The organism is Solwaraspora sp. WMMA2065 (genome assembly GCF_030345075.1).
Taxonomy (GTDB): Bacteria; Actinomycetota; Actinomycetes; order Mycobacteriales; family Micromonosporaceae; genus Micromonospora_E.
This window is the reverse complement of record NZ_CP128361.1, coordinates 5185224-5207365: the sequence shown is the minus strand read 5'-3', so window position 1 is coordinate 5207365 and position 22142 is coordinate 5185224. Positions and strand designations below refer to the sequence as shown.

The 22142-nt window shown below is 70.2% G+C and carries 20 protein-coding genes; 9 read left to right on the top strand and 11 right to left on the bottom strand.

The features are described from left to right. Positions 1-3: 3 nt before the first annotated feature. Entirely contained in the window at positions 4-459 is a 456-nt protein-coding gene (locus O7610_RS23705; RefSeq protein ID WP_281552660.1) for a hypothetical protein, read from the bottom strand. Between the two features lie 228 nt (positions 460-687). On the opposite strand from O7610_RS23705, the gene O7610_RS23700 reads away from it, so the two are divergent. Next, the gene (locus O7610_RS23700) at positions 688-1383 is read left to right on the top strand and encodes a VIT1/CCC1 transporter family protein (protein ID WP_289211885.1); all 696 of its coding nucleotides are present in this window, start codon (positions 688-690) and stop codon (positions 1381-1383) included. A 40-nt stretch (positions 1384-1423) separates the two neighbouring features. On the opposite strand, the gene O7610_RS23695 is transcribed toward O7610_RS23700, so the two are convergent. From O7610_RS23695 to O7610_RS23685, 3 genes are all read right to left on the bottom strand, one after another. Next, positions 1424-3232: a hypothetical protein gene (locus O7610_RS23695; RefSeq protein WP_289211884.1), complete on the bottom strand. Its 1809-nt coding sequence runs from the start codon at positions 3230-3232 to the stop codon at positions 1424-1426. Beyond that, entirely contained in the window at positions 3229-3642 is a 414-nt protein-coding gene (locus tag O7610_RS23690; protein WP_475048932.1) for a DivIVA domain-containing protein, read from the bottom strand. Before O7610_RS23690 ends, O7610_RS23695 begins: the two co-directional genes overlap by 4 nt. A 90-nt stretch (positions 3643-3732) precedes the next feature. Then, positions 3733-3990, bottom strand: a complete 258-nt coding sequence (locus tag O7610_RS23685) for a hypothetical protein (protein ID WP_281552657.1) — start codon at positions 3988-3990, stop codon at positions 3733-3735. A gap of 347 nt (positions 3991-4337) precedes the next feature. Between O7610_RS23685 and O7610_RS23680 the strand changes: the two genes are divergently transcribed. After that, positions 4338-5594 carry an NsdA family TPR-like regulatory protein gene (locus O7610_RS23680; RefSeq protein ID WP_289211883.1) on the top strand — a complete coding sequence of 419 codons (1257 nt, stop codon included), beginning with the start codon at positions 4338-4340 and terminating at the stop codon, positions 5592-5594. Positions 5595-6253: 659 nt separating this feature from the next. Here the strand turns inward: O7610_RS23680 and O7610_RS23675 are convergent. The 3 genes from O7610_RS23675 to O7610_RS23665 form a co-directional block, all read right to left on the bottom strand. Further along, on the bottom strand, positions 6254-6619 hold the full coding sequence (locus O7610_RS23675) for a hypothetical protein (protein ID WP_281552655.1): 366 nt from the start codon (positions 6617-6619) through the stop codon (positions 6254-6256). A 737-nt stretch (positions 6620-7356) separates the two neighbouring features. Further along, positions 7357-7716, bottom strand: a complete 360-nt coding sequence (locus O7610_RS23670) for a DUF4180 domain-containing protein (protein ID WP_289211882.1) — start codon at positions 7714-7716, stop codon at positions 7357-7359. Beyond that, a complete protein-coding gene (locus tag O7610_RS23665; protein ID WP_289211881.1) occupies positions 7709-8173 on the bottom strand; it encodes a helix-turn-helix domain-containing protein in 465 nt (154 codons plus the stop codon). Before O7610_RS23665 ends, O7610_RS23670 begins: the two co-directional genes overlap by 8 nt. 267 nt (positions 8174-8440) lie before the next feature. Here O7610_RS23665 and O7610_RS23660 point away from each other — a divergent pair, with 267 nt between their 5' ends. The 7 genes from O7610_RS23660 to O7610_RS23630 all read left to right on the top strand — a co-directional run bounded on the left by O7610_RS23660 (position 8441) and on the right by O7610_RS23630 (position 17096). Continuing rightward, positions 8441-8920 (top strand): hypothetical protein, encoded by a 480-nt coding sequence (locus O7610_RS23660; protein WP_289213673.1) that lies wholly within the window; start codon positions 8441-8443, stop codon positions 8918-8920. After that, the gene (locus O7610_RS23655) at positions 8920-10344 is read left to right on the top strand and encodes a hypothetical protein (protein ID WP_289211880.1); all 1425 of its coding nucleotides are present in this window, start codon (positions 8920-8922) and stop codon (positions 10342-10344) included. The genes O7610_RS23660 and O7610_RS23655 overlap by 1 nt, the downstream gene beginning before the upstream one ends. Further along, a complete protein-coding gene (locus tag O7610_RS23650; protein WP_289211879.1) occupies positions 10341-11696 on the top strand; it encodes a vWA domain-containing protein in 1356 nt (451 codons plus the stop codon). Before O7610_RS23655 ends, O7610_RS23650 begins: the two co-directional genes overlap by 4 nt. Positions 11697-11771: 75 nt before the next feature. Continuing rightward, positions 11772-12887 (top strand): ATP-binding protein, encoded by a 1116-nt coding sequence (locus O7610_RS23645; protein WP_281552650.1) that lies wholly within the window; start codon positions 11772-11774, stop codon positions 12885-12887. Between the two features lie 11 nt (positions 12888-12898). After that, positions 12899-15907 (top strand): DUF5682 family protein, encoded by a 3009-nt coding sequence (locus tag O7610_RS23640; RefSeq protein WP_289211878.1) that lies wholly within the window; start codon positions 12899-12901, stop codon positions 15905-15907. Positions 15908-16149: 242 nt separating this feature from the next. After that, positions 16150-16353, top strand: coding sequence for a cold-shock protein (locus O7610_RS23635; protein WP_123604240.1), 204 nt, complete (start codon positions 16150-16152; stop codon positions 16351-16353). 53 nt (positions 16354-16406) lie between these two features. After that, positions 16407-17096, top strand: a complete 690-nt coding sequence (locus O7610_RS23630) for a class I SAM-dependent methyltransferase (RefSeq protein WP_353850393.1) — start codon at positions 16407-16409, stop codon at positions 17094-17096. A 101-nt stretch (positions 17097-17197) separates the two neighbouring features. On the opposite strand, the gene O7610_RS23625 is transcribed toward O7610_RS23630, so the two are convergent. From O7610_RS23625 to O7610_RS23610, 4 genes are all read right to left on the bottom strand, one after another. Next, the gene (locus tag O7610_RS23625; RefSeq protein WP_502959045.1) at positions 17198-18493 is read right to left on the bottom strand and encodes a serine hydrolase domain-containing protein; all 1296 of its coding nucleotides are present in this window, start codon (positions 18491-18493) and stop codon (positions 17198-17200) included. A 40-nt stretch (positions 18494-18533) separates the two neighbouring features. Further along, positions 18534-20180 carry a peptidase gene (locus tag O7610_RS23620; protein ID WP_289211876.1) on the bottom strand — a complete coding sequence of 549 codons (1647 nt, stop codon included), beginning with the start codon at positions 20178-20180 and terminating at the stop codon, positions 18534-18536. 97 nt (positions 20181-20277) lie between these two features. After that, entirely contained in the window at positions 20278-20943 is a 666-nt protein-coding gene (locus tag O7610_RS23615; RefSeq protein ID WP_289211875.1) for an FMN reductase, read from the bottom strand. Positions 20944-20948: 5 nt separating this feature from the next. Then, positions 20949-22076, bottom strand: coding sequence for an LLM class flavin-dependent oxidoreductase (locus O7610_RS23610; protein ID WP_289211874.1), 1128 nt, complete (start codon positions 22074-22076; stop codon positions 20949-20951). Positions 22077-22142 lie beyond the last annotated feature (66 nt).

The following is a 22142-nucleotide window of genomic DNA, read 5'->3' as shown; positions in this document are numbered from 1 at the left end:
AGGTCAGTCGCGGGCCCGGAGGCGGTGCAGCACGGCGGCGGCGACCAGGCCGTACGCCAGGTGCGGCACGATGTCCGACGCCCAGTCGGCAGCGCTCCACTGCCGCGGGTCGGTGACCTTGAGCAGGGTCATCGGCGCGTCCGAGCCGGCCATCGCCAGCATGGCGAGCAGCCCGGTTGCCGCCCAGACCGGTGCCCGGCGGGGGCCGGCCACGGCGTACAGCGCGCCGGCGCCGAGGCCGGTCGCGTAGCCGAGCAGCGGCCCGAGCCCGTCCCGGCGGTTGCTGGCGGTCTCGTCGTCGCCGAGGTCGACGTGCAGTGTCTCGGCGAGCCGACCGACGCTGCGCTGCGGGGTGCTGCTCGCCGGCCGGGCCCGGCCGGCCATGTCGAGGTAGGTGACCATGTTGAGGGCGCTGGTGCCGGCGGCACCGGCCAGCAGCCCACTCCAGATTCGCCGCATGGTCTGCCGCGTACCCGGTGCTCGGACGAGCTAACTCGGTGCCCATGTCCGCAGGCGGTCGCCCGTGCCACTGTGGTAACAACAGGAACCCTGTGCACCACGCGTCCACCTGCGACAGGACAGGCTAAGCTTCGTTGCCGTGCCAGGACGCCCGCCGTACGGTGGCGGAGGCAGGTGATCTGAATGAAAGCCGAAGGTACGGGAGCCGGCCGGCCCAGCGCGATTCACGTGGGTGAACCGCACGGCAACGGGATCTCCACCCGGTTGAACTGGTTACGGGCCGGGGTGCTCGGTGCCAACGACGGCATCGTGTCGACGGCCGGTCTCGTCGTGGGGGTGGCCGGCGCGACCATCGCCACCGGCCCCGTCCTGACAGCGGGCGTCGCGGGGGTGGCGGCGGGCGCCGTCTCCATGGCCCTGGGTGAGTACGTGTCGGTGAGCAGCCAGCGTGACAGCGAACGGGCGCTGCTGGCGAAGGAGCGCACCGAGCTCGAACGGTTCCCCGAGCAGGAGTTGGACGAGCTGACCGCGCTCTACGTCGCGAAGGGTCTGACCGTCGGAACCGCCCGGATGGTAGCGGAGGAACTGACGGCGAAGGACGCCTTCGCCGCGCACGCTGACGTCGAGTTGCGGATCGACCCGGATTCGCTGGCCAACCCCTGGCACGCAGCCGCCGCCTCGGCGGTCGCTTTCACCCTCGGGTCACTGCTGCCGCTGATCGCGATCCTGCTGCCACCACCCGACGCGCGGGTGGCCGTGACGTTCGCCGTCGTGCTGCTCACACTCGCGGTGACGGGTGCGGTGAGCGCGAGACTGGGCTCTGCCAACGCGGGGCGGGCGGTGGTCAGACTCGTTGCCGGTGGTGCCCTGGCCATGGCCGTCACCTTCGCCATCGGGCAGTTCGTCGGCGCGACGGTGCTCTGAGCCGACCTTCGACCACGCCGCCGACGAACTATTGCTGCGATCAACTTTTCCTCGGGTGGTCTGTGGTGCGGGTGTGGGTGCCGTCGGGGTGGAGTCGGACGGCGACGGGCTGGCCGGGCCGGGTGGCGGCGTGGCGGCGTATCTGCGTGATGCAGGTTGTGGTGTCGGTGGGGGTGCCGGCCGCTGCGGTCTGTTGCGGCACGGGGATCGGCGTTTCCGGGTCGGTGGGGATGGTGGCGCGCAGTGCGCCGTGCAGGTAGCGGTAGCACAGCGCGACGGCTTCGGGCAGGGCGGCGCTGGTGGGCACGGGGTCGACGGCCAAGCGTGTGGCCGGGTCGACGACCCGGACCGACCAGCTGTGGCCCTGGGACAGTTCGGGTCGGCCGATGGTGTTGCGGTGGTCGACGGTGGTGATGTCCAGGGCGAGGCCGAGGCCGCGAACCAGGGCGGCGAGTTCGTCGAGGGTGGGGCCGGGCCAACCGGTGGCCAGGACCATGATCCGGGCGCCGTCGTAGGTGGCGCCGACTTCACCGAGGTACGCGCCGAGCGGGTCGCCGCCGCCGTGGGGGACCTGGCTGACACCGTTGCGCAGGTGCTGGTCGATGACGTGTTCGCCGTCGATGTCGGTCAGGTCGGTCGGCTGAACGCCGAAGCCGGCGGCGAGCGCCCCGATCTGGTAGTGCTCGTCGAGCTGCCACACGGTGGAGCCGGACAGCCGGTCGGCGGGCACCAGCGTGGGCGGTTGCGGGCCGACGGCGGCTTCCGGGTCGCCGGTCGGTTCGCTGTCGGGTCGCCAGTTGCGGTGCACGGTCCGGCCACGCAGGTCGGTGACGGTGAGCACCGCGCCGCGCCGCACCTGGCGGGTGCCGTAGCAGTCCAGGCAGTACGGCGGGTCGGGCCGGTCGGCGCACCGGCCGCAGGGGTGGGCGGGGATCGCCTCGCCCCAGTGTTTCGGTGCCGGCGGTTCCCAGCCGCGCACGAATCTGCCGGCGGTGTCGGCGGGTCGCAGGCTGGTGTGCCACCAGTGCCGGTTACGCCAGATGGCCTGCGCCCCGCCGTGCTGCTCGGCATCACTGATCATGCGGCGTTCGACCTGGTCGAGGTCGTGGCCGCCGGGGTGACCGTCCAACCCGACCGGCACCGCACGCCCGGTGAGGGCAGCCTCGGTGAGGTAGTGGGCGGGCAGCAGCGGGTTCGCGACGGTCAAGCCGGTCACCGCCCGTTCGGCGGGGATGGTGGCGAGCGCGGTCGGCAGGTCCGCGATCCACCGGTGCTGGTAGTCGGGCACCGCACCGCCGGCATGCTCGAACCGGACGTCCCAGCTCAGCCCACGCCCGATGGAGCTGGGCCGGACTTCGAGGACCAGGTCGACGTGCAACTGGTCGGCGAGCGCACACAACCGGCCGAGCAGCCGGGCCGGGTCGCCCGGTGGCGGCGGCTCGACGCTGCGGCCGATCAGCACCAGCCACGGCGACACCAGCCGGTTGGTGAGCGCCGCAGCCTCCCACCGCAGCCGGTCGGACTGCGGAACGGTGGGCTGCCACTGCCGGGGCAGCGTCAACCCGGACGACGGCAGCCGGCCCGGTTCGTCGGGGAAGTCCGGGTCACGCAACGTCGCGGCGGCCACCCCGGCACGGGCGGCGAGGTCGGCGACGATCGGCGCGTACGGCAACCACCACGTCCCACCCGGAGTCGGCAACGGGGTAAACGAGCCCGGGACGAGACTGGTCGAGGCCACCTGCCCGGTGTCGAGGTTCGCGACGGTGAACACGCGTTGCGCCCGCCGCCGGTCCGCGCCGACGCCGACGATGTGCAGCGAGCCGGGCGGCACCTTGTTGACGCCGTTCACGCCGCCACCCCCGCCCCGAACCGGTGCGACCGCTCGAACTGCTCCGACTGCCAGTCCCGCAACGCCTGCTTGAGCCGGGCGTTCTCCTCCCGGGTGGAGCCAAGTTCGGCGCGCAGCGCGGTCAACTCGTCGGCGACCAGGTGCAGAAACGCCCGCACCTCGACCGGGTCGCAACCACGCCGGACACGGTCGCCGAACGCGCGGTCGCGGACCAGGCCGGGGCTGATCGACGGCCGCACCGCCCGCCCGTACAAGTGACCGGCAGCGTTCGGGGCGGACCGCACCGACGGACGCGGCCCGGCCGCGACGTCGGTCGGCCGCCGATTGTGGCGGGCGATCTCGGCGAGCAACCGCCGGTTACGCCGACTCCGCACCGGAACCCGGCGGAACAGGTCAAAGAACCTACGCACAGCAGGAACCACCTTTCACACAGTCGAAAACCTTCAAGGGGTACGGATGGAGAGCACACGGTTCGCGTCGCAGTGGTGCCGCCGCGCTGGTCAGCGGTGCCGGCGCGGGCGGGGCGCCCAGCGGAGACCGTCACGCTGGACGAAGATTTCCCGCCGTTCACGGGCCTCGCCGTCGGCTGCCAACACGTAGCCGGTGAGCCAGACCCAGCCGTCGTACGTCAGCTTTTTGTCTACTGTCGTCACCCGGAACCGGAAACCCCGCCCGGCCGCGAACTGCACACTCGCCCGACCATCGATGATCAACTCGTCACCGGGGCGGGGATCGGCCGGGGACCGGTCGTCCGGCACGCTACCGATCAGCCGCCGGCACCGTCGTCCGACCGCAGTCGGGACACCACCGCGACTTGACCTTGAAACTGAACAACCCCACGAAGAACCCGAGCAGGATTCCGGAAACCAGGGCACCAAGCGCCACCATGATCAACCCTTCCCATTGGCTGGGGCGGCCAATTGGCCGCCGCCGTGTTTAGCACCAACTCACCTGGCACCAAGCCAGATCTTCCGCGCCTTCTGGTTGACCATCAGATGTCCATAGAGCAACGATCCCACTCGATCTTGATAGGCGGCAGGTGTCACGGCGGTGACAGGGCAGAGTCCCCTGCCATATCACCCCTGGGTGGTGGATACTCGAAGCCATGAGGGATGAGCTTGAGGAAGACTCCCGGCCGGCGTGGGCGCAACGGCTTCGCTCGGAGCGAACTGCCCGGGGGTGGTCCCAGAGTGACGCGGTACGGGCGCTCAGGGCGCACGCATCCGAACCACTGCCCTCCGACATCGCCCTGTTGCGCAACTGGAAGCGGTGGGAAGCTGGTAGCTCCGAGCCCGACGTCTTTTACAAGACGCTGATTGCCAAGACCTACGGTACCGTCACGGCAGCGTTCTTCCCTCGCCAGGGTGGGGCAAATATCGAAGCGGACCTGCTGGCAGACAGTGGCCTGGAAACCCTGGAGATTCTCTCTCGCATTCGCGCCTCGGATGTCTCGGCAGCTATGCTTGACGCACTTCGCATTGCGGCCGATCGACTCTGCTGTGAGTACCCCTACGCTCCCCCGTATCAGCTCTATGTCGAGGGAAAGGCGTGGCTTCGACGCCTCATGAGTCTCATGGATCGCCGTTTAACGCTCGCGCAGCACAAAGAGGTTCTATCGCTTGCTGGTCTGGTTGCCTTGCTCGTCGGGTGTGTCGAATACGACCTAGGGCTACGGCGGGAAGCGGAAAGCACCCGTAAGGCGGCGCTGGCCCTCGGCGAGGAGGCGGGCGACGCTGCAGTTGTCGGGTGGGCGCACGAGATGCGCGCATGGTACGCGCTAACACAGGGTGACTACCGGGGAACGATAGCCGCCGCTGATATAGGGGTGACAAAGGTCCCCGGTCAAAGCGTTGCTGTGCAACTAGCAGCGCAGCAGGCCAAGGCATGGGCACGTATCGGAGACCGCAGAAAAGTAGAGACGGCACTTGATCGGGGCCGGTCACTCCTAGAGTCACTGCCCTACCCAGAGGATACCGACCACCATTTTGTGGTTGACCCGTCGAAGTTCGACTTTTACGCGATGGACTGCTACCGGTTGGCCAGAGAAGATCAGCTCGCCGAGATTTACGCTCATGAAGTCATACGGTCTTCCACCGACCCAGACGGCACCGAACGGAAGCCCATGAGGAACGCCGAGGCTCGTTTGACGCTAGGCGTGGTAGCGGCGCGGAGAGGGGAAATTCAGGAGGCAGTGGCCTACGGCCGACAAGCGCTGTCGGGCGACCGCAGGTCCCTACCGTCACTCCTCATGTGCTCCCGAGAGCTAGGGCAACTGTTGCAGGAGCAGTACCCGAAGCACCCTGAGGCGCTAGCCTTCCTGGACGAGCTACGAGTCCTCAGCAGCCCAGCAGGCCCCCGGTAGCCCAGAAATCCATCCACGGGTGTTGCAGTCAGGGCAACAGATCCGGTTTCGCCCATCTCCGAAGACAGCCTCGCCGGATCCTGCACACAGCTGGCAGGTCGAAGCGGAGGGCGGCCGGTCCGGCATGAGATGTCTCAACTCCGGATAGCGGCGCGCTGCCTGGACATGGGCGAACTCGTGCTCGTTGGCATCGGCGGGGCGCAAGCTACCGTCGTCTTCATCGATGAGCACCTCGCCCGACTCCGACATGAGGAAGGAGATCCCCAGAGTGCCGTAGACACCGAGCAGTCCGAGCTCCCGCGCCATCGCGGCAGCGGGACGGGCGGACGAAGCTTGGTCCTCGACGAGCCTCGCAAAGTCCCCAGAGACTTCCACGAGGCGAACATACTCTCAGACCCCACTCACCGGTCCCCATCGCATCCTGGCCGGTCGGCGTCCGAGGTCTCGTCAGCCTGGCCTGATCTGTTCATCGAGGACCCTGATGGAGGCGACGACCAGGGGCGGTCGCTGCAAGAACGACGCGGACACATGGGCACGCCAGGCCGCCTGTGACTGGACGGTACACGTCGAAGCCCGCGACATCCGCTACGCACGATGAGTAACGGTGTAGGTGACCCGGCTCCAGGATGCGGTATGAGTGACGATGTGCGACAAGTGGACTACTCGATCGCTGCTTCCAAGACCCAGGAGGTGGGTCGAGGACGGCCGGGGAGGTCAGTGCGCCCGGTGGACCACAGGAGCACCTGGACCGGATCGCCGGCTGGGGCGTGAGGAAAGATCCGGGTCAGCACGGCGCTGCAAAGTGATCTCGGCGGATGCCAGTGGATGCCGAGCCCTTCGGCGATGTCGTAGGTGTGCACCAGCGTCTCGTTCACGCCCAGTGCCGCGAAGCCGCTTGCGTCGGTCGGTCCCCAGTGCCAGCCCCGTACCGACGGGTCGGATGCGGCCAGCATGGCGCACAACAATCGTCCTGCGCCGGTGACTGTTCGCAGCACATCGCGGGGAGACGCGTCGTCGCGTACCACCAGGTCGAACGGGAGGTACGCGGAGTCGGGCCGGGCGGCGAGTTGCCGGCGTACGCGAGAAGGTCATGCGCGACATGGGCATACGGCTCTATCGGAACCTGACTGCGGGCTGGTGACTCTGGGTGATCGGTGTGTTGATCGGCACGTGCGGACGCCGGGCCGCTGCTGCCGTTGCGTCGAGTGGAGGGCTCAGGCACGTAATTCGCGCGAATAACGTTCCTGAGCCCTCCACTCGATGGCATACCGAGACTTGACGGACAGAGGTTCCGCACATCGGCATGAGGGGAAGCCGAGGCAACAGTTGGCTCGGCAACACCCGTCACGCAACGCCACCGACCTGCACCTCCGGCAGGTGGGCGGCCAGACTCCGGACCTGGCCCGAACCCGGCTGGTGCGCTTGCCCGTACCCACCTCGGCGAACCGGTCTATCGACAACCGGCAACCTGGTCTTTGTCGGGCCTCGTAGCGCGTATCGCGATCCACAGAACAGGCCAGATAGCCAGTAGGCAGATAGCGAAGTTGCGGCGAGACCAAGAGTTGAGGGACCTCATCCGGGCGGTTGCCTCCTTCGTAACTGATACGAGGAAGCGCTACCAGGAAGGCGAGCAGACCGCCGCTCAGTACATGTAGTCGCCGCACTCGCTTGCTGATGATCCACAGCGGCTGGTCGACCTGACACGCTGGGGATGTGTCAGACCAGGCGCATCCGATCGCCCGGCTCAGCTGAGGCACCCGGCTCAGCTGAGGCGGGCGGCGAGGGTGTCAAGGTCGTCGACGAACCAGACCTGGTTGCCCCGGTTCGACTCGACGGCCAGGTCACGCAGCGCCGTACTGCCGGCGGTGTGGCCGGTGATGTCGCCGACCACGACCAGCCGCAGCCGGTAGTTGACGAACTTCTGCATGATGCCGCCGGCCAGCCCGCTGCGCAGCGCGAAGAAGCGTTCGTCCAGCCGCGCGACCGGGACCGCCACGATCTCGGCACCGGCGAACGTCTGGCCGATCACGTCCAGCGCATCCTGCTCGCTGGCGATTGTCGGCCCGTCGGCGGCGCAGACCAGCACCGGCACGCCGGCCAGTTCGACGATCTCGTCAGCCATCGTCTCCCGCCCTCTCCCCGCTGTCCGTTCGGAACATTCCACTGCCCGCCCGCGTCACCGCGTCGATCGTGGACAGGATCTCCGCGACCGCGTCCGGGCCACCGAAGACGACGATCTTCAGCCGGTCTCGCGCCGGGTCGTACCCGGTCTGCAGCCGCAGCGGAGGCGCGGCCGATGCCCGGCTGCCGCCCTGCGCCCCGGCGACCAGCAGGGTGCTCAACCGGTCGGCGTCGGTGGACGTCAACCCGTCGACGTCGACCACCGCGGAGACCTCGACCACCGGGTCGGCCGGCTCGGCGGAGCCTGCGGACCCGGCCGGACGGCCGGTGAACGCGTCAAGGTCGGCCGGTGCGATCCGGTACTGCTTGCCGATCCGTACGGCCGGCAGCCGTCCGTCCCGGATGTAACTACGCACCGTACGCACGTGCAGGTCAAGCTGCTCTGCGACTTCTTCCACCGAGAGCCACGACTTCGCCATTCTTCCCCATCAGCATCTATTCGATGTACGGCAGGGAAGTTTAGCGTATCAGCTGGTCGCCGACCACGATCCGGGCCGGTCACCGCCCGCCACCCCGGTTTGTCGCACCGGGGCGATACAACTTCTCGGGTACGGATCACCGGTCCGCAGCCCGCCGTCTGAGATGACGGCTGACGACGGCTGCGGTCGACACTCCTGGAGGGCAACCCAGTGGACGCGGACGACGCCGCCTGGCAGCGGCGAAGCATGGTACGGGTGGTGCCCACCGCACGACCCCGCAAGCTGGCGAAGGTCCCCTTCGTCGAGATGGCGGACGGACGCCTGCAGGGCGTCGTCTCCAGCGGCTCCGACATCGGGCGGGTGTACGTGTCGTCGGTCGCCGCCGGCAGCTACGAGGTCAGCTGCAGCACCAACAACAACCGGCCGTGCGGCGGGCTGCGCGGCGGCGACTACGCGTGCAACCACCTGACCGCGCTCGCCGACGAGGCCATCGTGCAGTACGGCGGCGACCGGGTCGCCCGCTTCCTGCGGCTGGAGACCCAGGACGAGGTGACCAGCGGCAACGAGATCTTCTGGGCGATCGGCCGGACCACCCTCGCCGGCGCGTCGCCGGCGGCGGCCGTGTTCAGCCGGTTCCTGCACCACCTGTCCTACCTGGATCTGCCGGGGGCGGTCGAGCCGCTGCCCGAGCTGAGCTGGTTCCCGGCCGGGGCGGGGGCCCGCTGATGCGCGGGGCACAGCTCGACGACCTGCGCGACGGCGTACCGGCCGGGGTCGCTGAAGCGCTCGACGTGGTCGACCGGTTCGACCAGGCGATGACCGGCGGCTTCGGCCGACTCGACCCGCACGGTACGGCGGCCCTGGCCGACCTGGCCGGCGCGGTCTCGGCCACCCCGCTCGGCGCGGCGGCGGTCGAAGCCGTCGACAAGGTGACCGCCGGCTCGGTCGGCGAGGAACAGTTGCTGCTGCTGGCCGCCGCCCGTACGGCCGTGGTGGGCGCGGTGCACGACGCGCTGCGGGACCGGCTCGACGGCACGCTCGGCCGCGACCGGGCGCAGTGGACCGCACCGAACACGGCCGCCGCCCCGGCCGACGGACGGTTGCTGGCGGCCCGTTCCTGGCTGGCCGAGCTGGCGCTGGCCGGCTGGCGCAACGTCGACCACGATCTGGTGTCGGCCAGCCAGCAGGCGCTGACCGCGCTGCTCGCCGACCCGGCCCGACGCCGGATCGCGGTGCTGCTCGACGGGCTCGCCGACGAGCTGCGCTACTCCAGCCCGGTGGCCACCATGGAGCGGATCCCGGCCCGTCGCTGGGCCGACCTGTGGACCCGCGCGATGCTGTTGACCAGCCCGCAGGGCGGGCCGGTGACCCCGGAGACGGTCTCCGGCCGGCTGCTGATCGTCGGTGCCGACGTGCAGGAGCACGCGACCGCCGTACAGCTGCAGGTGCACGCGGTGCTGGAAGCCGGCGGCGGGGGTGGCGACGCCGACCGGTCCCGGCTGGTCCGGGTCAGCGTGTCCGCCGCGAAGGTCGACACGATCGTCGGTCCGGTGGTGTGGCAGCTGCTCGCGGAGCATCCGGTGCTGCTGGCCGCCCTGGCCGGCCGGCTCAGCCTCGACGTCACCGACCTGCCGCTGCTGCCCGGCGGCGACCTGCTCTGGCGCGACGACCAGGCCCGCCCCGGCGAGCCGACCGACCCGTTCGCCGTCGCCCGGGTGCAGCTCGGCGAGGCGGTCGCCCCGGCCGTACCGCCGCTGGACCGGCACCCGGTCGCCATCGCCGAGCCGGTGCTGCTGGAGGGCTACACGGTGGTCACCGACGACGCCGGGCTCGGCTTCGAGGTCGACGGCACCCGGGTCGCTGTCGACGTCGACCGGCTGCCCGGCTGCGGGCCGATCACCGCCGAGCTGCTGGCCAAGTCGTCGGCCTGCATCGGGCTGCTGCGCTGGGACGGTGACGCGGCGGCCGGCCCCGGCTGGTCGGTGCAGCCGATCGGCATGCAGACGACGGTGAAGCGCAAGCAGGTCGACCTGCACACCGGCGACTGGGCGCAGGGGCCGACCGACGCCAAGATCGCCAAGGCGGTGGCCCGCTCCGGCGACAGTATCGCGATGCTCCGGGAGCGGGCGGGACGGTTGCTGCGGAAATGACCGATTCGATGATCAACTATCACGAGAACCGGCGCCAGGTGCTCTACTGGCGGCTGCTGGCCCGGCTGTTCGACGGGCAGGAGCAGGCCGCGCTGGAACGCACCAGCATGGCGGTGGTCGACGAGCTGGGGCTGCCGGCCGCGCTGCTCGACCCGTCGGTCTCCATCGACACCGTCGTGCAGCGTTTCCCCGAGCTGGCCGACGAGCTGCCCGGCCTGCTCGTGCCGCAGGCTGAGGACGAGAGCATCGGCGAGCAGCCGGCTGCGTGCGGCTCGGAGGACGACCAGGCCGCCGGCGAGTCGTCGGTGCAGGTCGGGGCCGACGAGGTACGCCGCGCCGCGCTGGCGTCGAAGCTGCTACTCAACGTCTTCGCCACCGGCAGCGGTGACGTGTCGGCCGGTCAGCTGGCCGGCTGGCAGGCCGACGCCGGCTGGTACCAGCAGGCCTGCGGGGCCACACCGGGGCGCCGCGACGGGGTGCTCGGCACCATCGAAGCCGACCTGGTACGGCGGATGCGGCTGCGCGAAGTGCTGGCCGATCCGGCGCTGGCCAGCCAGCTCACCCCGAGCATGTCGCTGATCGAGCAGCTGCTACGGGACAAGTCGAACCTGTCCGGGGTGGCGCTGGCCAACGCCAAGGCGCTGATCCGGCGGTTCGTCGACGAGGTCGCCGAGGTGCTCAAGACCCAGGTGCAGCAGACCAGCGTCGGCACCATCGACCGGTCGGTCCCGCCGAAGCGGGTGTTCCGCAACCTCGACCTGAACCGCACCATCTGGAAGAACCTGCCGAACTGGAGTCCGGCCGACGAGCGGCTCTACGTCGACCGGCTCTACTACAAGCAGACCGCGAAGCGGACCACCCCGGCCCGCATGATCGTCGTCGTCGACCAGTCCGGCTCGATGGTCGACGCGATGGTCAACTGCACCATCCTGGCCTCGATCTTCGCCGGACTGCCCAAGGTCGACGTGCACCTGGTCGCGTACGACACCCGGGCGCTGGACCTGACGCCGTGGGTGCACGACCCGTTCGAGGTGCTGCTGCGCACCCAGCTGGGCGGCGGCACCAACGGCATGGCCGCGTTGGAGCTGGCCCGGCCGAAGATCGCCGACCCGCGCAACACCGTGCTGGTGTGGATCTCCGACTTCTACGAGTGGAAGTCGCAGGAGGTCTTCGACGGGCTGCAGGCGGTGCACCGCAGCGGAGCCAGGCTGATCCCGGTCGGCTCGGTCTCCAGCGGCGGCCAGCAGAGCGTCAACCCGTGGTTCCGGAAGCGGCTCAAGGACCAGGGCACCCCGGTGCTGTCCGGGCACGTCCGCAAGCTCGTCGTCGAGCTCAAGAACTTCCTCACCTGACCTGACTCTTCGCCCGCTCACCCTTTCGACTCGCCGTACCGATCCCCCGAGCCTCAATCTAGGAGAAACCGCACCATGACCGCAGAGATGCTGCGCGCCCCCGCCGAAATCAAGTACGCCGAGGAGCTCGACTGGCTCGAATCGATCGACGACAGCCCGAAGCCGTACTCGTGGCGGCTGAGCCCCAAGATGGTGCGTCTGTTCATCCTCGGCTCGGAACGCGCCGACGGCCTCGACCGCGAGGTCCCGCAGAAGTGGTTCGGTGACCGCAGCTTCGTCGAACGCAGCATCGTCACCCTCGCCTCCGACCGGGGGCTGCTGCTGATCGGCGACCCGGGCACGGGCAAGAGCTGGCTGGCCGAACTGCTCGCGGCCGCGATCTGCCGCAACTCGACCCTGGTGGTGCAGGGCACCGCCGGCACCACCGAGGACCACATCAAGTACTCGTGGAACGTGTCGATGGTCATCGCCAAGGGCCAGTCCCGGCAGTCGATGATCCCGTCGCCGATCATGACCGCGATGGAGCAGGGCGTCATCGGCCGGTTCGAGGAGCTGACCCGCTCCACCAGCGACGTGCAGGACGCACTGATCTCGATCCTGTCCGAGAAGTACGTCTCCATCCCGGAGCTGGACTCGGACAACATCGTCTTCGCCCAGCCCGGGTTCTCCATCATCGCCACCGCGAACAGCCGCGACCGGGGCGTCAACGACCTGTCGTCGGCGCTCAAGCGGCGGTTCAACTTCGTCCGGATCCCGGTGATCACCAACCGGCGCAGCGAAGCGGAGATCGTCCGGTTCCGCACCACCGAGCTGCTGCGTCGCCACCAGATCGAGCTGGAGGTGCCACCCACCCTGCTGGACGTGCTGTTGCAGAGCTTCGCCGACCTGCGCAAGGCCGCCGCTTCGGCGACCAGCGACGACGAGAAGCTGGAGTCTGCGCTGTCCACCGCCGAGCAGATCGGTGTGCTGGAGGACGCGATCCTGCACAGTCAGTTCTTCGGTGACCGGACGCTGCGCGCCGAGACCCTGGCCAGCTCGATGGTCGGTTCGCTGGCCCGGCGCAGCCCGGAGGACCTGGCGATCCTGAACAAGTTCTGGCACGGGGTGATCGAGCCGCGCAGCAAGGCCGACGGTGGCGAGTGGCCGGCCTTCCTCGAAGGCGGCCGGCAGAGCATCGCGACCCTGTCATGAGCGAGCCCGTCATGAGCGAGCCCGTCACGGGTGCGCCGATCACGGGTGCGCCGATCACGGGTGCGCCGATCACGGGTGCGCCGTCGGACAGCCGGTTCGGGGCACTGCGGGAGCAGTTGGCGGACGCCGCGACGGCGTTCGCCGACTCGCCCGACGCGCTGACCGACATCCTCGCCGGCCTGGTCGACGACGTCGACCACGCGCTCGGCGAGGAGCTGGAGATCTTTCCGGTCTGCCATCACTCCCCGTCGTCGGCGCTGGCGATGGTCCGCCGGCTGCGCGACAAACAGCCCAAGGTGATCTATGTGGAGCTGTGCGAGGACCTGCAGCCGCTGCTGATCGAGCTGCGCAACTGCGAGCTGCCGGTGGCGTTGCAGGCCTTCGCCAGCGACCTGGACGGCTTCCCCGCCGGGGCCGGTCCGTTGAGCGTGATCGCGCCGATCACCGAGGCGTCCGCCGAGTACCAGGCGATCGCGTACGCGCTGGAGACGCCGGGGGTGGAGCTGCTGCTGGTGGACCGCTCCACCGACCACGTCTTCCAGTGGCAGTCCGACGACCGGACGGACCCGGCCGCCGCTGCGGACGGCGACGACGAACCGGCGCAGCAGAGCGGGCAGGGCCAGCAGCAGGGCCAGGCAACCGGCGAGGACGACGAGAAGGCGCTGCACGGCGACGCCGTCGGTGTCGGCATCGGCGACCTGCGCCCCGGGTTCGCCGAGTTGGAGGCGTACCTGCTGCACCACGGCAAGGTGCGGCACTGGTCGGAATGGTGGGACCAGTACGTCGAGCAGCCGCTGATCGGCGCCGACCACGACACGTACCGGCAGGTCATGGTCATGATCGGCAGCCTGTTCCGGCGGCTGCGGCCGAGCGACGCGGCGCGACTCGACCGCGACGAGGACCGGGAACGCTACATGTGGACCCGGATACGCGACCACCTTGCCGCCTACGGTGCCGACCCGGCCGACTGCCTGTACGTCTGCGGCGCGTTCCACGCCGCCAGCCGGGTCGAGCAGTTCGGCGTCCGGTCGACCGCGCCGTTCGAGATCACCGCGCCGACCGGCACCAAGTGGCGGTACGGGCTGATCCCGTCCAGCCACTCGGCGATCGAGGCACAGTTCGGGCTGGCCGGCGGCACGGTGTCGATCGCCGCCAGCACCTGGCAGAAGGCGCTGACCGGCAGCAGGGTCACCCCGTACCGGCTGGCCGGGCAGCAGGGCGGGCGCAAGAGTTCGGCCCGTAAGCCGAAGAAGGCGGCGCGGCCAGCGACCGGCAACGGCGGCGGTACGGCGGGGGCCGCGGTCCCTGGTGACGACCGGCTCAGCGGCTTCCTGGCCGCCCCGAGCCGGCCCGGCGAGCTCGACGAGGCCGAGTTGCGCGGCTGGTCGGTCGACATCGTCCGGCTGGCCCGGCGCAACGGCTACCTGGCCAGCACCGCCGACGCGATCGCCATCTTCGAGACGGCGGTGCTGCTGGCCGGGATGCGCAACCGGCGCCGGCCCACCCCGTACGACTTCGCCGACGCCGCGGTCACCTGCATCGAGAAGGACGTGGTGCCGGGCCGGCGCGACGTCCGCCGGCTCTGCGAGATCATGTTCGGCGGTGACCGGATCGGTCGGGTCGGCTACGACGCGATGCCGCCGCTGGCCCGGGACGTCTACGACCGGCTGGCACCCATCGGGTTGGACCCGAAGCGGCGTACCGTCCAGCGGGCACTGCTGGACCTGCACGGGCAGCCGGAGCTGCGACCCTGCTCCGATCTGCTGTGGATGCTGCGACGGCTGCTGCCACCGGAGGTGGTCCGGCCGATCATGGGCGAGCGGCGGCTCGGCGAAAAGTCGGTCCAGGAGAGCTGGGACGTCGCGATCGGTCGCCACCAGCGGTCGATCATCGAGCTCGGCTACGAGGGCGTGACCATCGAGCAGGTGCTCGAACAGCGGCTGCGCCGCGCGGCCTGGGATCCGCAGGCCACGGCGGCACACGCCCTCGCGGCGGTCGAGGACTCACTGCTGTTCCTGAGCAACCGGCGGCTCACCGACGAGCTCGGTGCCCGGGCCGTGCAGTTACTCGCCGCCGAACGCACCGCCGACGGGGCACCGGAGGTGTTGCAGCGGATCCGGCAGCTGCTGGCGTACTACCGCACCAGCGGTGAGCCGGAGCTGCCGGCCTGGTGCCAGGACTTCGTCAGCACCGGGTACGCCCATTACTGCACCCTGCTGCCGACCGCGTTCGTCGACGACGAGACCGGGCTGCGGCAGGTGGCGGCAATGCTGGGCTTCCTGATGACCATGGAGAGCGTCGCCATGGCGTTGGGCTGCGACCGGACCCAGCTGGAGCTGGCGGTACGCCAGTCGCATCCGGAAGTACCGGCGAAGATCGCGTTGCACTGGGCGGCGCAGTCCCAGCTCGGCCAGCTGCCACTGGCCGAGCTGCGCGAGCGGTGCGCCGATCTGCTGGCCAGCCCGCTCACCGTCGGGACGTTCCCGCACTACCTGAGCGGGTTCGTGCAGGCGTTGGAGCCGGTGCCGACGTTGACACCGTTCGTGGTGGAGGTGCTGTCGGCGGCGTTCGGTCATCTGCCCGACCCGGTGCTGCTGCCCTGGCTGCCGATGCTGATCACCACGCTGCGCGAGCAGGCCGGCGAGTTGGTGCCGATCCTGGTCCGAGAGGCCGGCCGAACCTTCCCGGCCTCGCTGCCGGCGCTGGATTCCTGGACCCCGCCCTGGGCCGCGGCCGCCCCAACCGCCACGCAGACCGGGATGCCCGGCGGCGGGACGGCGCCTGCGGCGGAGGCTGCCCGGTACGCGATGTCCGGGCCGGCACCGGAGCTGCTGGCCGAGTTTCCGTTGGCCGCCGTGGCGGTGGCGGACCTGCTGGACTGCGCCGCCGACCCGGTCGGCGGCGCAGTCGCCGCGCCACCGGCCGCCGGGGATCTGGCGGTGGCCGACCTGCTGGAGCGGTTCCCGGCGAGCGCGGCCGGGGTCGCCGCCCACGTCGGACTGGTTCCGGCCGCCGGTTGACAGTGACCCGGGGGGGGCGCCGGTGCCGGCGGTACGCCGCCGGCACCGGCGAGGGCGGGGCACTCGTACCCCTCGACATGCTAGGTTTGCCGCGTTGCAGTTGATTTCTTCATGCCGCCTGCCTGATCGCAGCCGGCAGCAGCCGGGCATTGGCAGATTCTGCCGGTCTCTCCGGACGGAGATTGATGAGTGCGGCAGCAGAGGTCCGCATGTCGCGGACCCGTCACCGGCTAGGAGCAGACATGGCAATCGGCACCGTGAAGTGGTTCAACGCTGACAAGGGTTTCGGCTTCATCACCCAGGACAGCGGGGAAGCTGACGTCTTCGCCCACTTCACCGCGATCGCGTCCAGCGGTTTCCGTACCCTCGAAGAAAACCAGCGGGTGGAGTTCGACGTCGAGCAGGGCCAGAAGGGCCTGCAGGCGGCCAACATCCGGGTGATCTGAGGTTGTCCCCGTCCCTTGGGACGCGACCGTTGACGGCGTCGTCCCAGGGCGGGCTGGCACCGGATCCCCTCCAACGGCAACTCTTCGACGACGCCGCCGGCACCGACAGCGGCGGAGCTGACCAGCTCCGACTGACCAGGGTGCCGCTCGCGGCGGAGATCCAGCTGTTCCTCGCCGACGATCCGACGCTGCTCTGGGCCCGGTTGGAGGCTGCCGCCGGCCGGCGGCTACCGCCGCCGTACTGGGCCTCGGCGTGGGCCGGCGGTCAGGCACTGGCCCGCTACCTGCTGGACAACCCCGGCCTGGTCGCCGGGCGGCGGGTGCTCGATGTCGCCTCCGGCTCCGGGCTGGTCGCCATCGCGGCTGCAATGGCGGGTGCGGCGACGGTCACCGCCAACGACATCGATCCGTACGCCGCGACCGCGATAGCGCTCAACGCCGTCGTCAACGACGCCCGGCTCACCACCACCGTCGACGACCTGCTCGACGGCACCGTGACCGAGGTGGACCTGGTGCTGGCCGGCGACGCGTTGTACAACGCCGAACTCGCCACCCGGGTGCTGCCGTTCCTCGGCCGGCTCGCCGACCGGGGCGTGCAGGTGCTGGTGGGTGACCCGGGCAGGGGCCACTGCGCCTTCGACCGGCTCGAACCGGTCGTCAGCTACCACCAGCTCAACGCGGGCGCCGCCGAGGACTCGTTGCTCGACCGCACCCAGGTACTGACCCTCCTGCCGCATCGCTGACTTGAAGTCAGCAAGTGAGCGCGGAAGCGGCGCAGGGCCGCCGCGTGGTCCCGGCGCGCCGGACGGCGCAACCGGGACCACGGCCAGCGGTCGCCGTACGGCTATCCGACCGGTACCGGCCCCGCGTTGCCGGGCAGCCGGGTGACGCTGGGCGGCAGCTGGGCCGCACCGGTGGACCGGCTCGCCGACGCGTCGGTCGGGCAGAGCGCGGTCAGCAGCAGCGTCTGCCAGGCGATGTCGACCGGGTGCGCGTCCGGGAACCCGATGTCGTAGTGACTGAGGTTGATGCCGGTGGAGAGCTGGCGCGCACCGTCCCGGCTGTGCAGCGAGATCGTCAGGTGACCGAGCACCGCACCGTCGTGTCCCCAGAACTCGCCGCACGGCAGCGGCGCCGAGTAGATGCCGAGCCCGTAGCCGCCGAACTGCGGTGCGGACGGGTCGAACGGGACCGTGGTGAGCATCTCGTCGAGGGTGTCCGCGTCGAGCAGTTCACCGCCGAGCAGCGCCCGGTAGAACGTGTTCAGGTCGGCGGTGGTGGCGATCATCTCGCCGGCGGTCCACGCCCAGCTCATGTTGAACTCGCCGAGGTCACGCACACCGTACGACGCGAAGTAGGCGCCACCGTGCGGGCCGCGGATCGTCGGGTCGACGCCGGGGAAGTAGGTGCCGGTCAGCCGCAGCGGCCGCAGGATCCGCCGCTGCACCTCGGTGGTGGGGTCGTTGCCGGTGACCGCCTCGATCAGCAGGCCGGCGAGGATGTAGTTGGTGTTGGAGTAGCTGAACATCGCGCCGGGCGGATTGGTGCGCGGCATCGCCAGGCCCGTCGCGACCAGGTCCGCCGGCGGGTACGTGGTGACCTGCATCTGGTCGATCGCGGCGTACGAGGTGAGCATCGCATTCGTGTAGTTGCCGATGCCGCTGGTGTGGTTGAGCAGCATCCGTACCGTGACCTGCTCGCCGACCTCGCCGGGCACCGTCTCGGGCAGCCACTGCCCGATCGGGTCGTCGAGCCCGAGCCGGCCTTCGTCGACCAGTTGGAGCACCGTGGTGGCGACGAACGTCTTGGTGATGCTGCCGATCCGATGCCGCATCCACGGCTGCATCGGGCGGGGTTTGGTGGCGTACGCGTGGCCGGCGGCGGCCTGCCACTCGTGTCGGCCGTCGCGGACGGCGGCCAGGACGCCGGGTACGCCGGCTTCCGGCACGTCGTCGAGTACGGACTGCAGCTCGGCGCGGTCGATAGCGCCGCCGGACGAGCCGCCCGACGCGTGTCCACCGGCGGACGGGCCGGTTGACGGGCTGGGTCGCGCGGCGGCGGACGCTGGCACGACGGCGATCGCCGCCACCAACGTCACGCTGGTGGCGGCGACCCGGAGTGTCCCAAAAAGGCTAGACATATTTACATGTTGACGGCCTAGCCGGTGTGACGCATCGTGCTCAGGTGCGAGAGCCGGCTCCCGCTGGCGGACGACCCGGCCTCGAGCCCGTCTGCCGCCGTACGGTCAGCAGCAGCAGTGCGACGCCGAGCGCCACCGCGACCGTGCCGACACCGGCGGCCGTGCCGACCGGCGCGCCGGTGATCGGCAGGTAGTCGCCGTCGCCGGCCCCGCCGCCACCCGGCTCGTCGTCGGGGTCGTCGCCCGCACCGGTGAAGACGATGGCGACGGTGTTGTTCGACGGGTCGGATTCGGTCGACGGCCCGCCACTGTCGGCGACGATCGTTCCGTCCGTACCCGGCGCTGATTTGATCTTCAGTTGGAGGGTGTGGGTGATCTGCCCGCCGCCGGACGCGGTGGCCGGGAAGAGGCTCTCGAAGTTGCACCGCAGCGCCGGTGACTCGGGCAGCCGGGTGCCCGGCTCACCCTCGGTGTAGCACCAGTCGGACGGCAGCAGGACGGTGCCCGACGGCGCGGTGACGGTCACGCCCGGACCGCCGCCGTCGGACGGCCCGTTGTTGACGACGGTGAAGGTCAGGTCGACGGTCTCGCCCGGCTCGCCGGTCACCGGCTCGGCCGTCACCGCGATGTCGAACGTGTTCGGCTTGGTGTGTACGGCGAAGTAGTCGACGTTGTCCTCGGTGTCGATCTTTTCGAGGAGCGACGCCGCCGAGCGGCCGGCCGACGCCTGGGCCTTCGCCAGCGCCTCGTTGATCGACTTCCCGCCGGCCGTCGACGCCCGTGCCTGCGCCTGCGCCGGGTCCTCAGCGACCAGCCGCGCCTCGAACGACCCGCTCGTCTCGCCCGGACCGGCCAGGTTGTTGCCGAAGTACAGGTCGAACAGCGACTCGCCCTGCTCGTCGACGAGGAACAGGGTCTCCCCCGGCGCCAGCGGGATGGTCAGTGCGCAGCTGACCCGACTCGGGCCGTACGCGTACCCCTCCACCTGCTGGTCGTCCGGCCAGTAGGAGGTGTAGTCACAGTCGGTGTACTGGTCGACGAAGCCGACTCCGGTCGGCAGGTCCAGCCCGATCGTGTAGCTGTCGGCGGTGCTGTCACCCTCGTTGAGCACTGCGGCGTACAGCGGGGCGGTGTCGCCCGGCCCGACCGGTTCCGCCGTGGTGTTGATGTCGTCGACCATGGCGACCAGGTCGGGGCCGGAGGCCAGTACGGTCACCGGGATGGTCTCGGTGTTGTTGGCCGGGTTGGCGTCCTGCTCGGCCGAGCTGATGGTGACGGTCATGGTGCCGGCGTCACCCGGCGTGGCACCGGCCCGGCTGACCAGCCGCACCGGGTAGATGTGGTCGGTCAATCCGGCGGCGAGAGCACCGTACGCGCAGCTGACGACCCGGTCGGCGATCTCGCAGCCGGGGTGGTAGCCCGCGGCCAGCTGCACCGCGTCGTCGACGCCGGTGGCGTCGACGACGATGGTCACGTCGCTCGCCGGCGCATCGCCGTAGTTGTAGACGTACATGCCGAGGGTGACGCCGGAGTTGTCCACCTCGGCGACCGGCTCCCGGTCGAACGAGACGAACAGGTCCGGCCCCGGGTTCTGGGCGGCGGCCGGAGCGGCCGCGGCAACGACGAGGGCACCGGCGAGCAGGGTGCCGGCTCCGAACCGGCGCCAGCCGGCTGCGTTCAGCATCATGATTCTCCTGTGGACGGGACAGGAGCCGGACTCTATCGACAGTCCACGAGGTCTGCCACCCCGATTCCGCCACCGGGACCAGATTGCGTCCGAGATTTCACCCGCGCTTCGAACTACTCCGCAGCTGCTCGAAGTCGGTGGTCAACGCGAACGGGTCGGCCACCCGTACCGGCTCCCGGCGGTGCATCTCGGCGGCCAGCTCCCGACCGGCCCGGGAGATCCGCCCGCGCAGCGCCCCGACCTGGCCACCGCCGTCTGCGGCCTGGTCGCCGACCTTCTCCCCGGCCCAGTCCTCGGGGCCGGCGAAGACGGCGGTCGGCAGCACCACCGCACGCAGGTAGGCGAACATCGGCCGCAGGGCATGCTCCAACGTGAGCGAATGCCGGGCGGTGCCGCCGGTGGCACCGATCAGGACCGGCTTGTCGAGCAGCGCACCCTCCGGCAGTACGTCGAAGAAGGCCTTGAACAGCCCGCTGTACGCGGCGTTGAACACCGGACTGACCGCGACCAGTCCGTCGGCGGCCGCCACCGCGTCCAACGCCTGCTTCAACGTCGGTGCCGGGAAACCGGTCAGCGTGTTGTCGACCACCTCGTGGGCATGGTCGCGTACCTCGATCACCGTCGTCTCCAGCTGCCCGCCGAGGCCGGCCAGCTCGTCGCGGACCGCCGCGGCGAGCTGGTCGGCGAGCAGCCGGCTGGTCGACGGCTGGCGTACTCCGGCGGTGACGACCGCCAGCCGACGGCGGCCGGTGCCCGTGGTCATCGCCGTCACACCGCAGCCGGCGCGGCCGAGTCCGCGTCAGCCGTACTGTCTGCTGTGCTGCCGTCCGCGGCGGCGACCAGGGAGGCGTGGGTGGGTGCGTCCGGCACGTGTGCCGGCCGGCCCACCGCGAACTCGCGCCGCAGCACCGGCACGACCTCCTCGCCGAGCATGTCCAACTGCTCCAGCACCGTCTTCAACGGCAGTCCGGCGTGGTCGACCAGGAACAGCTGCCGCTGGTAGTCGCCGACGTACTCGCGGAAGGTCAGCGTACGGTCGATGACCTGCTGCGGGCTGCCGACGGTCAGCGGCGTCTGCGAGCTGAAGTCCTCCAACGACGGACCGTGCCCGTAGACCGGGGCGTTGTCGAAGTACGGCCGGAACTCGCGCACCGCGTCCTGCGAGTTGCGGCGCATGAACACCTGCCCGCCGAGGCCGACGATCGCCTGGTCGGCGGAGCCGTGGCCGTAGTGGGCGAAGCGCTCCCGGTAGAGCCCGACCATCCGCTGGGTGTGCTCCTTCGGCCAGAAGATGTGGTTGGCGAAGAAGCCGTCGCCGTAGTAGGCGGCCTGCTCGGCGACCTCCGGGCTGCGGATCGAGCCGTGCCAGACGAACGGCGGTACGCCGTCGAGCGGGCGCGGCGTCGAGGTGAAATCCTGCAGCGGGGTACGGAACCTGCCCTGCCAGTTGACGACGTCCTCGCGCCACAGCCGGCGCAGCAGGTCGTAGTTCTCGATGGTCAGCGGGATACCGTTGCGGATGTCCTGGCCGAACCACGGGTAGACGGGGCCGGTGTTGCCGCGCCCCATCATCAGGTCGACCCGGCCGTCGGCGAGGTGCTGCAGCATCGCGTAGTCCTCGGCGATCTTCACCGGGTCGTTGGTGGTGATCAGCGTGGTCGCGGTGGACAGCAGCAGCCGCTCGGTCTTCGCCGCGACGTAGCCGAGCATGGTGGTCGGCGACGACGGCACGAACGGCGGGTTGTGGTGCTCGCCGGTGGCGAAGACGTCCAGGCCGACCTCTTCGGCCTTGAGCGCGATGGCGACCATGGCCTTGATCCGCTCGCGCTCGGTCGGCTCCCGACCGTTGGTCGGGTCGACGGTGACGTCACCGACGCTGAAGACGCCGAACTGCATGGTCTGCTCCTCCTCGCGGCGAGGGCCGGTTGGAATTCCCTCGGACTACCCGGCCAAACATAGTTG

What these genes read in the sequence shown, in the direction of transcription:
- O7610_RS23705 (WP_281552660.1), bottom strand. Translation starts at nt 459, where the DNA reads ATGCGGCGAATCTGGAGTGGGCTGCTGGCCGGTGCCGCCGGCACCAGC.
- O7610_RS23680 (WP_289211883.1), top strand. Translation starts at nt 4,338, where the DNA reads ATGAGGGATGAGCTTGAGGAAGACTCCCGGCCGGCGTGGGCGCAACGG.
- O7610_RS23670 (WP_289211882.1), bottom strand. Translation starts at nt 7,716, where the DNA reads ATGGCTGACGAGATCGTCGAACTGGCCGGCGTGCCGGTGCTGGTCTGC.
- O7610_RS23660 (WP_289213673.1), top strand. Translation starts at nt 8,441, where the DNA reads ATGGTACGGGTGGTGCCCACCGCACGACCCCGCAAGCTGGCGAAGGTC.
- O7610_RS23655 (WP_289211880.1), top strand. Translation starts at nt 8,920, where the DNA reads ATGCGCGGGGCACAGCTCGACGACCTGCGCGACGGCGTACCGGCCGGG.
- O7610_RS23650 (WP_289211879.1), top strand. Translation starts at nt 10,341, where the DNA reads ATGACCGATTCGATGATCAACTATCACGAGAACCGGCGCCAGGTGCTC.
- O7610_RS23645 (WP_281552650.1), top strand. Translation starts at nt 11,772, where the DNA reads ATGACCGCAGAGATGCTGCGCGCCCCCGCCGAAATCAAGTACGCCGAG.
- O7610_RS23640 (WP_289211878.1), top strand. Translation starts at nt 12,899, where the DNA reads ATGAGCGAGCCCGTCACGGGTGCGCCGATCACGGGTGCGCCGATCACG.
- O7610_RS23635 (WP_123604240.1), top strand. Translation starts at nt 16,150, where the DNA reads ATGGCAATCGGCACCGTGAAGTGGTTCAACGCTGACAAGGGTTTCGGC.
- O7610_RS23625 (WP_502959045.1), bottom strand. Translation starts at nt 18,493, where the DNA reads ATGTCTAGCCTTTTTGGGACACTCCGGGTCGCCGCCACCAGCGTGACG.
- O7610_RS23620 (WP_289211876.1), bottom strand. Translation starts at nt 20,180, where the DNA reads ATGATGCTGAACGCAGCCGGCTGGCGCCGGTTCGGAGCCGGCACCCTG.
- O7610_RS23615 (WP_289211875.1), bottom strand. Translation starts at nt 20,943, where the DNA reads ATGACCACGGGCACCGGCCGCCGTCGGCTGGCGGTCGTCACCGCCGGA.
- O7610_RS23610 (WP_289211874.1), bottom strand. Translation starts at nt 22,076, where the DNA reads ATGCAGTTCGGCGTCTTCAGCGTCGGTGACGTCACCGTCGACCCGACC.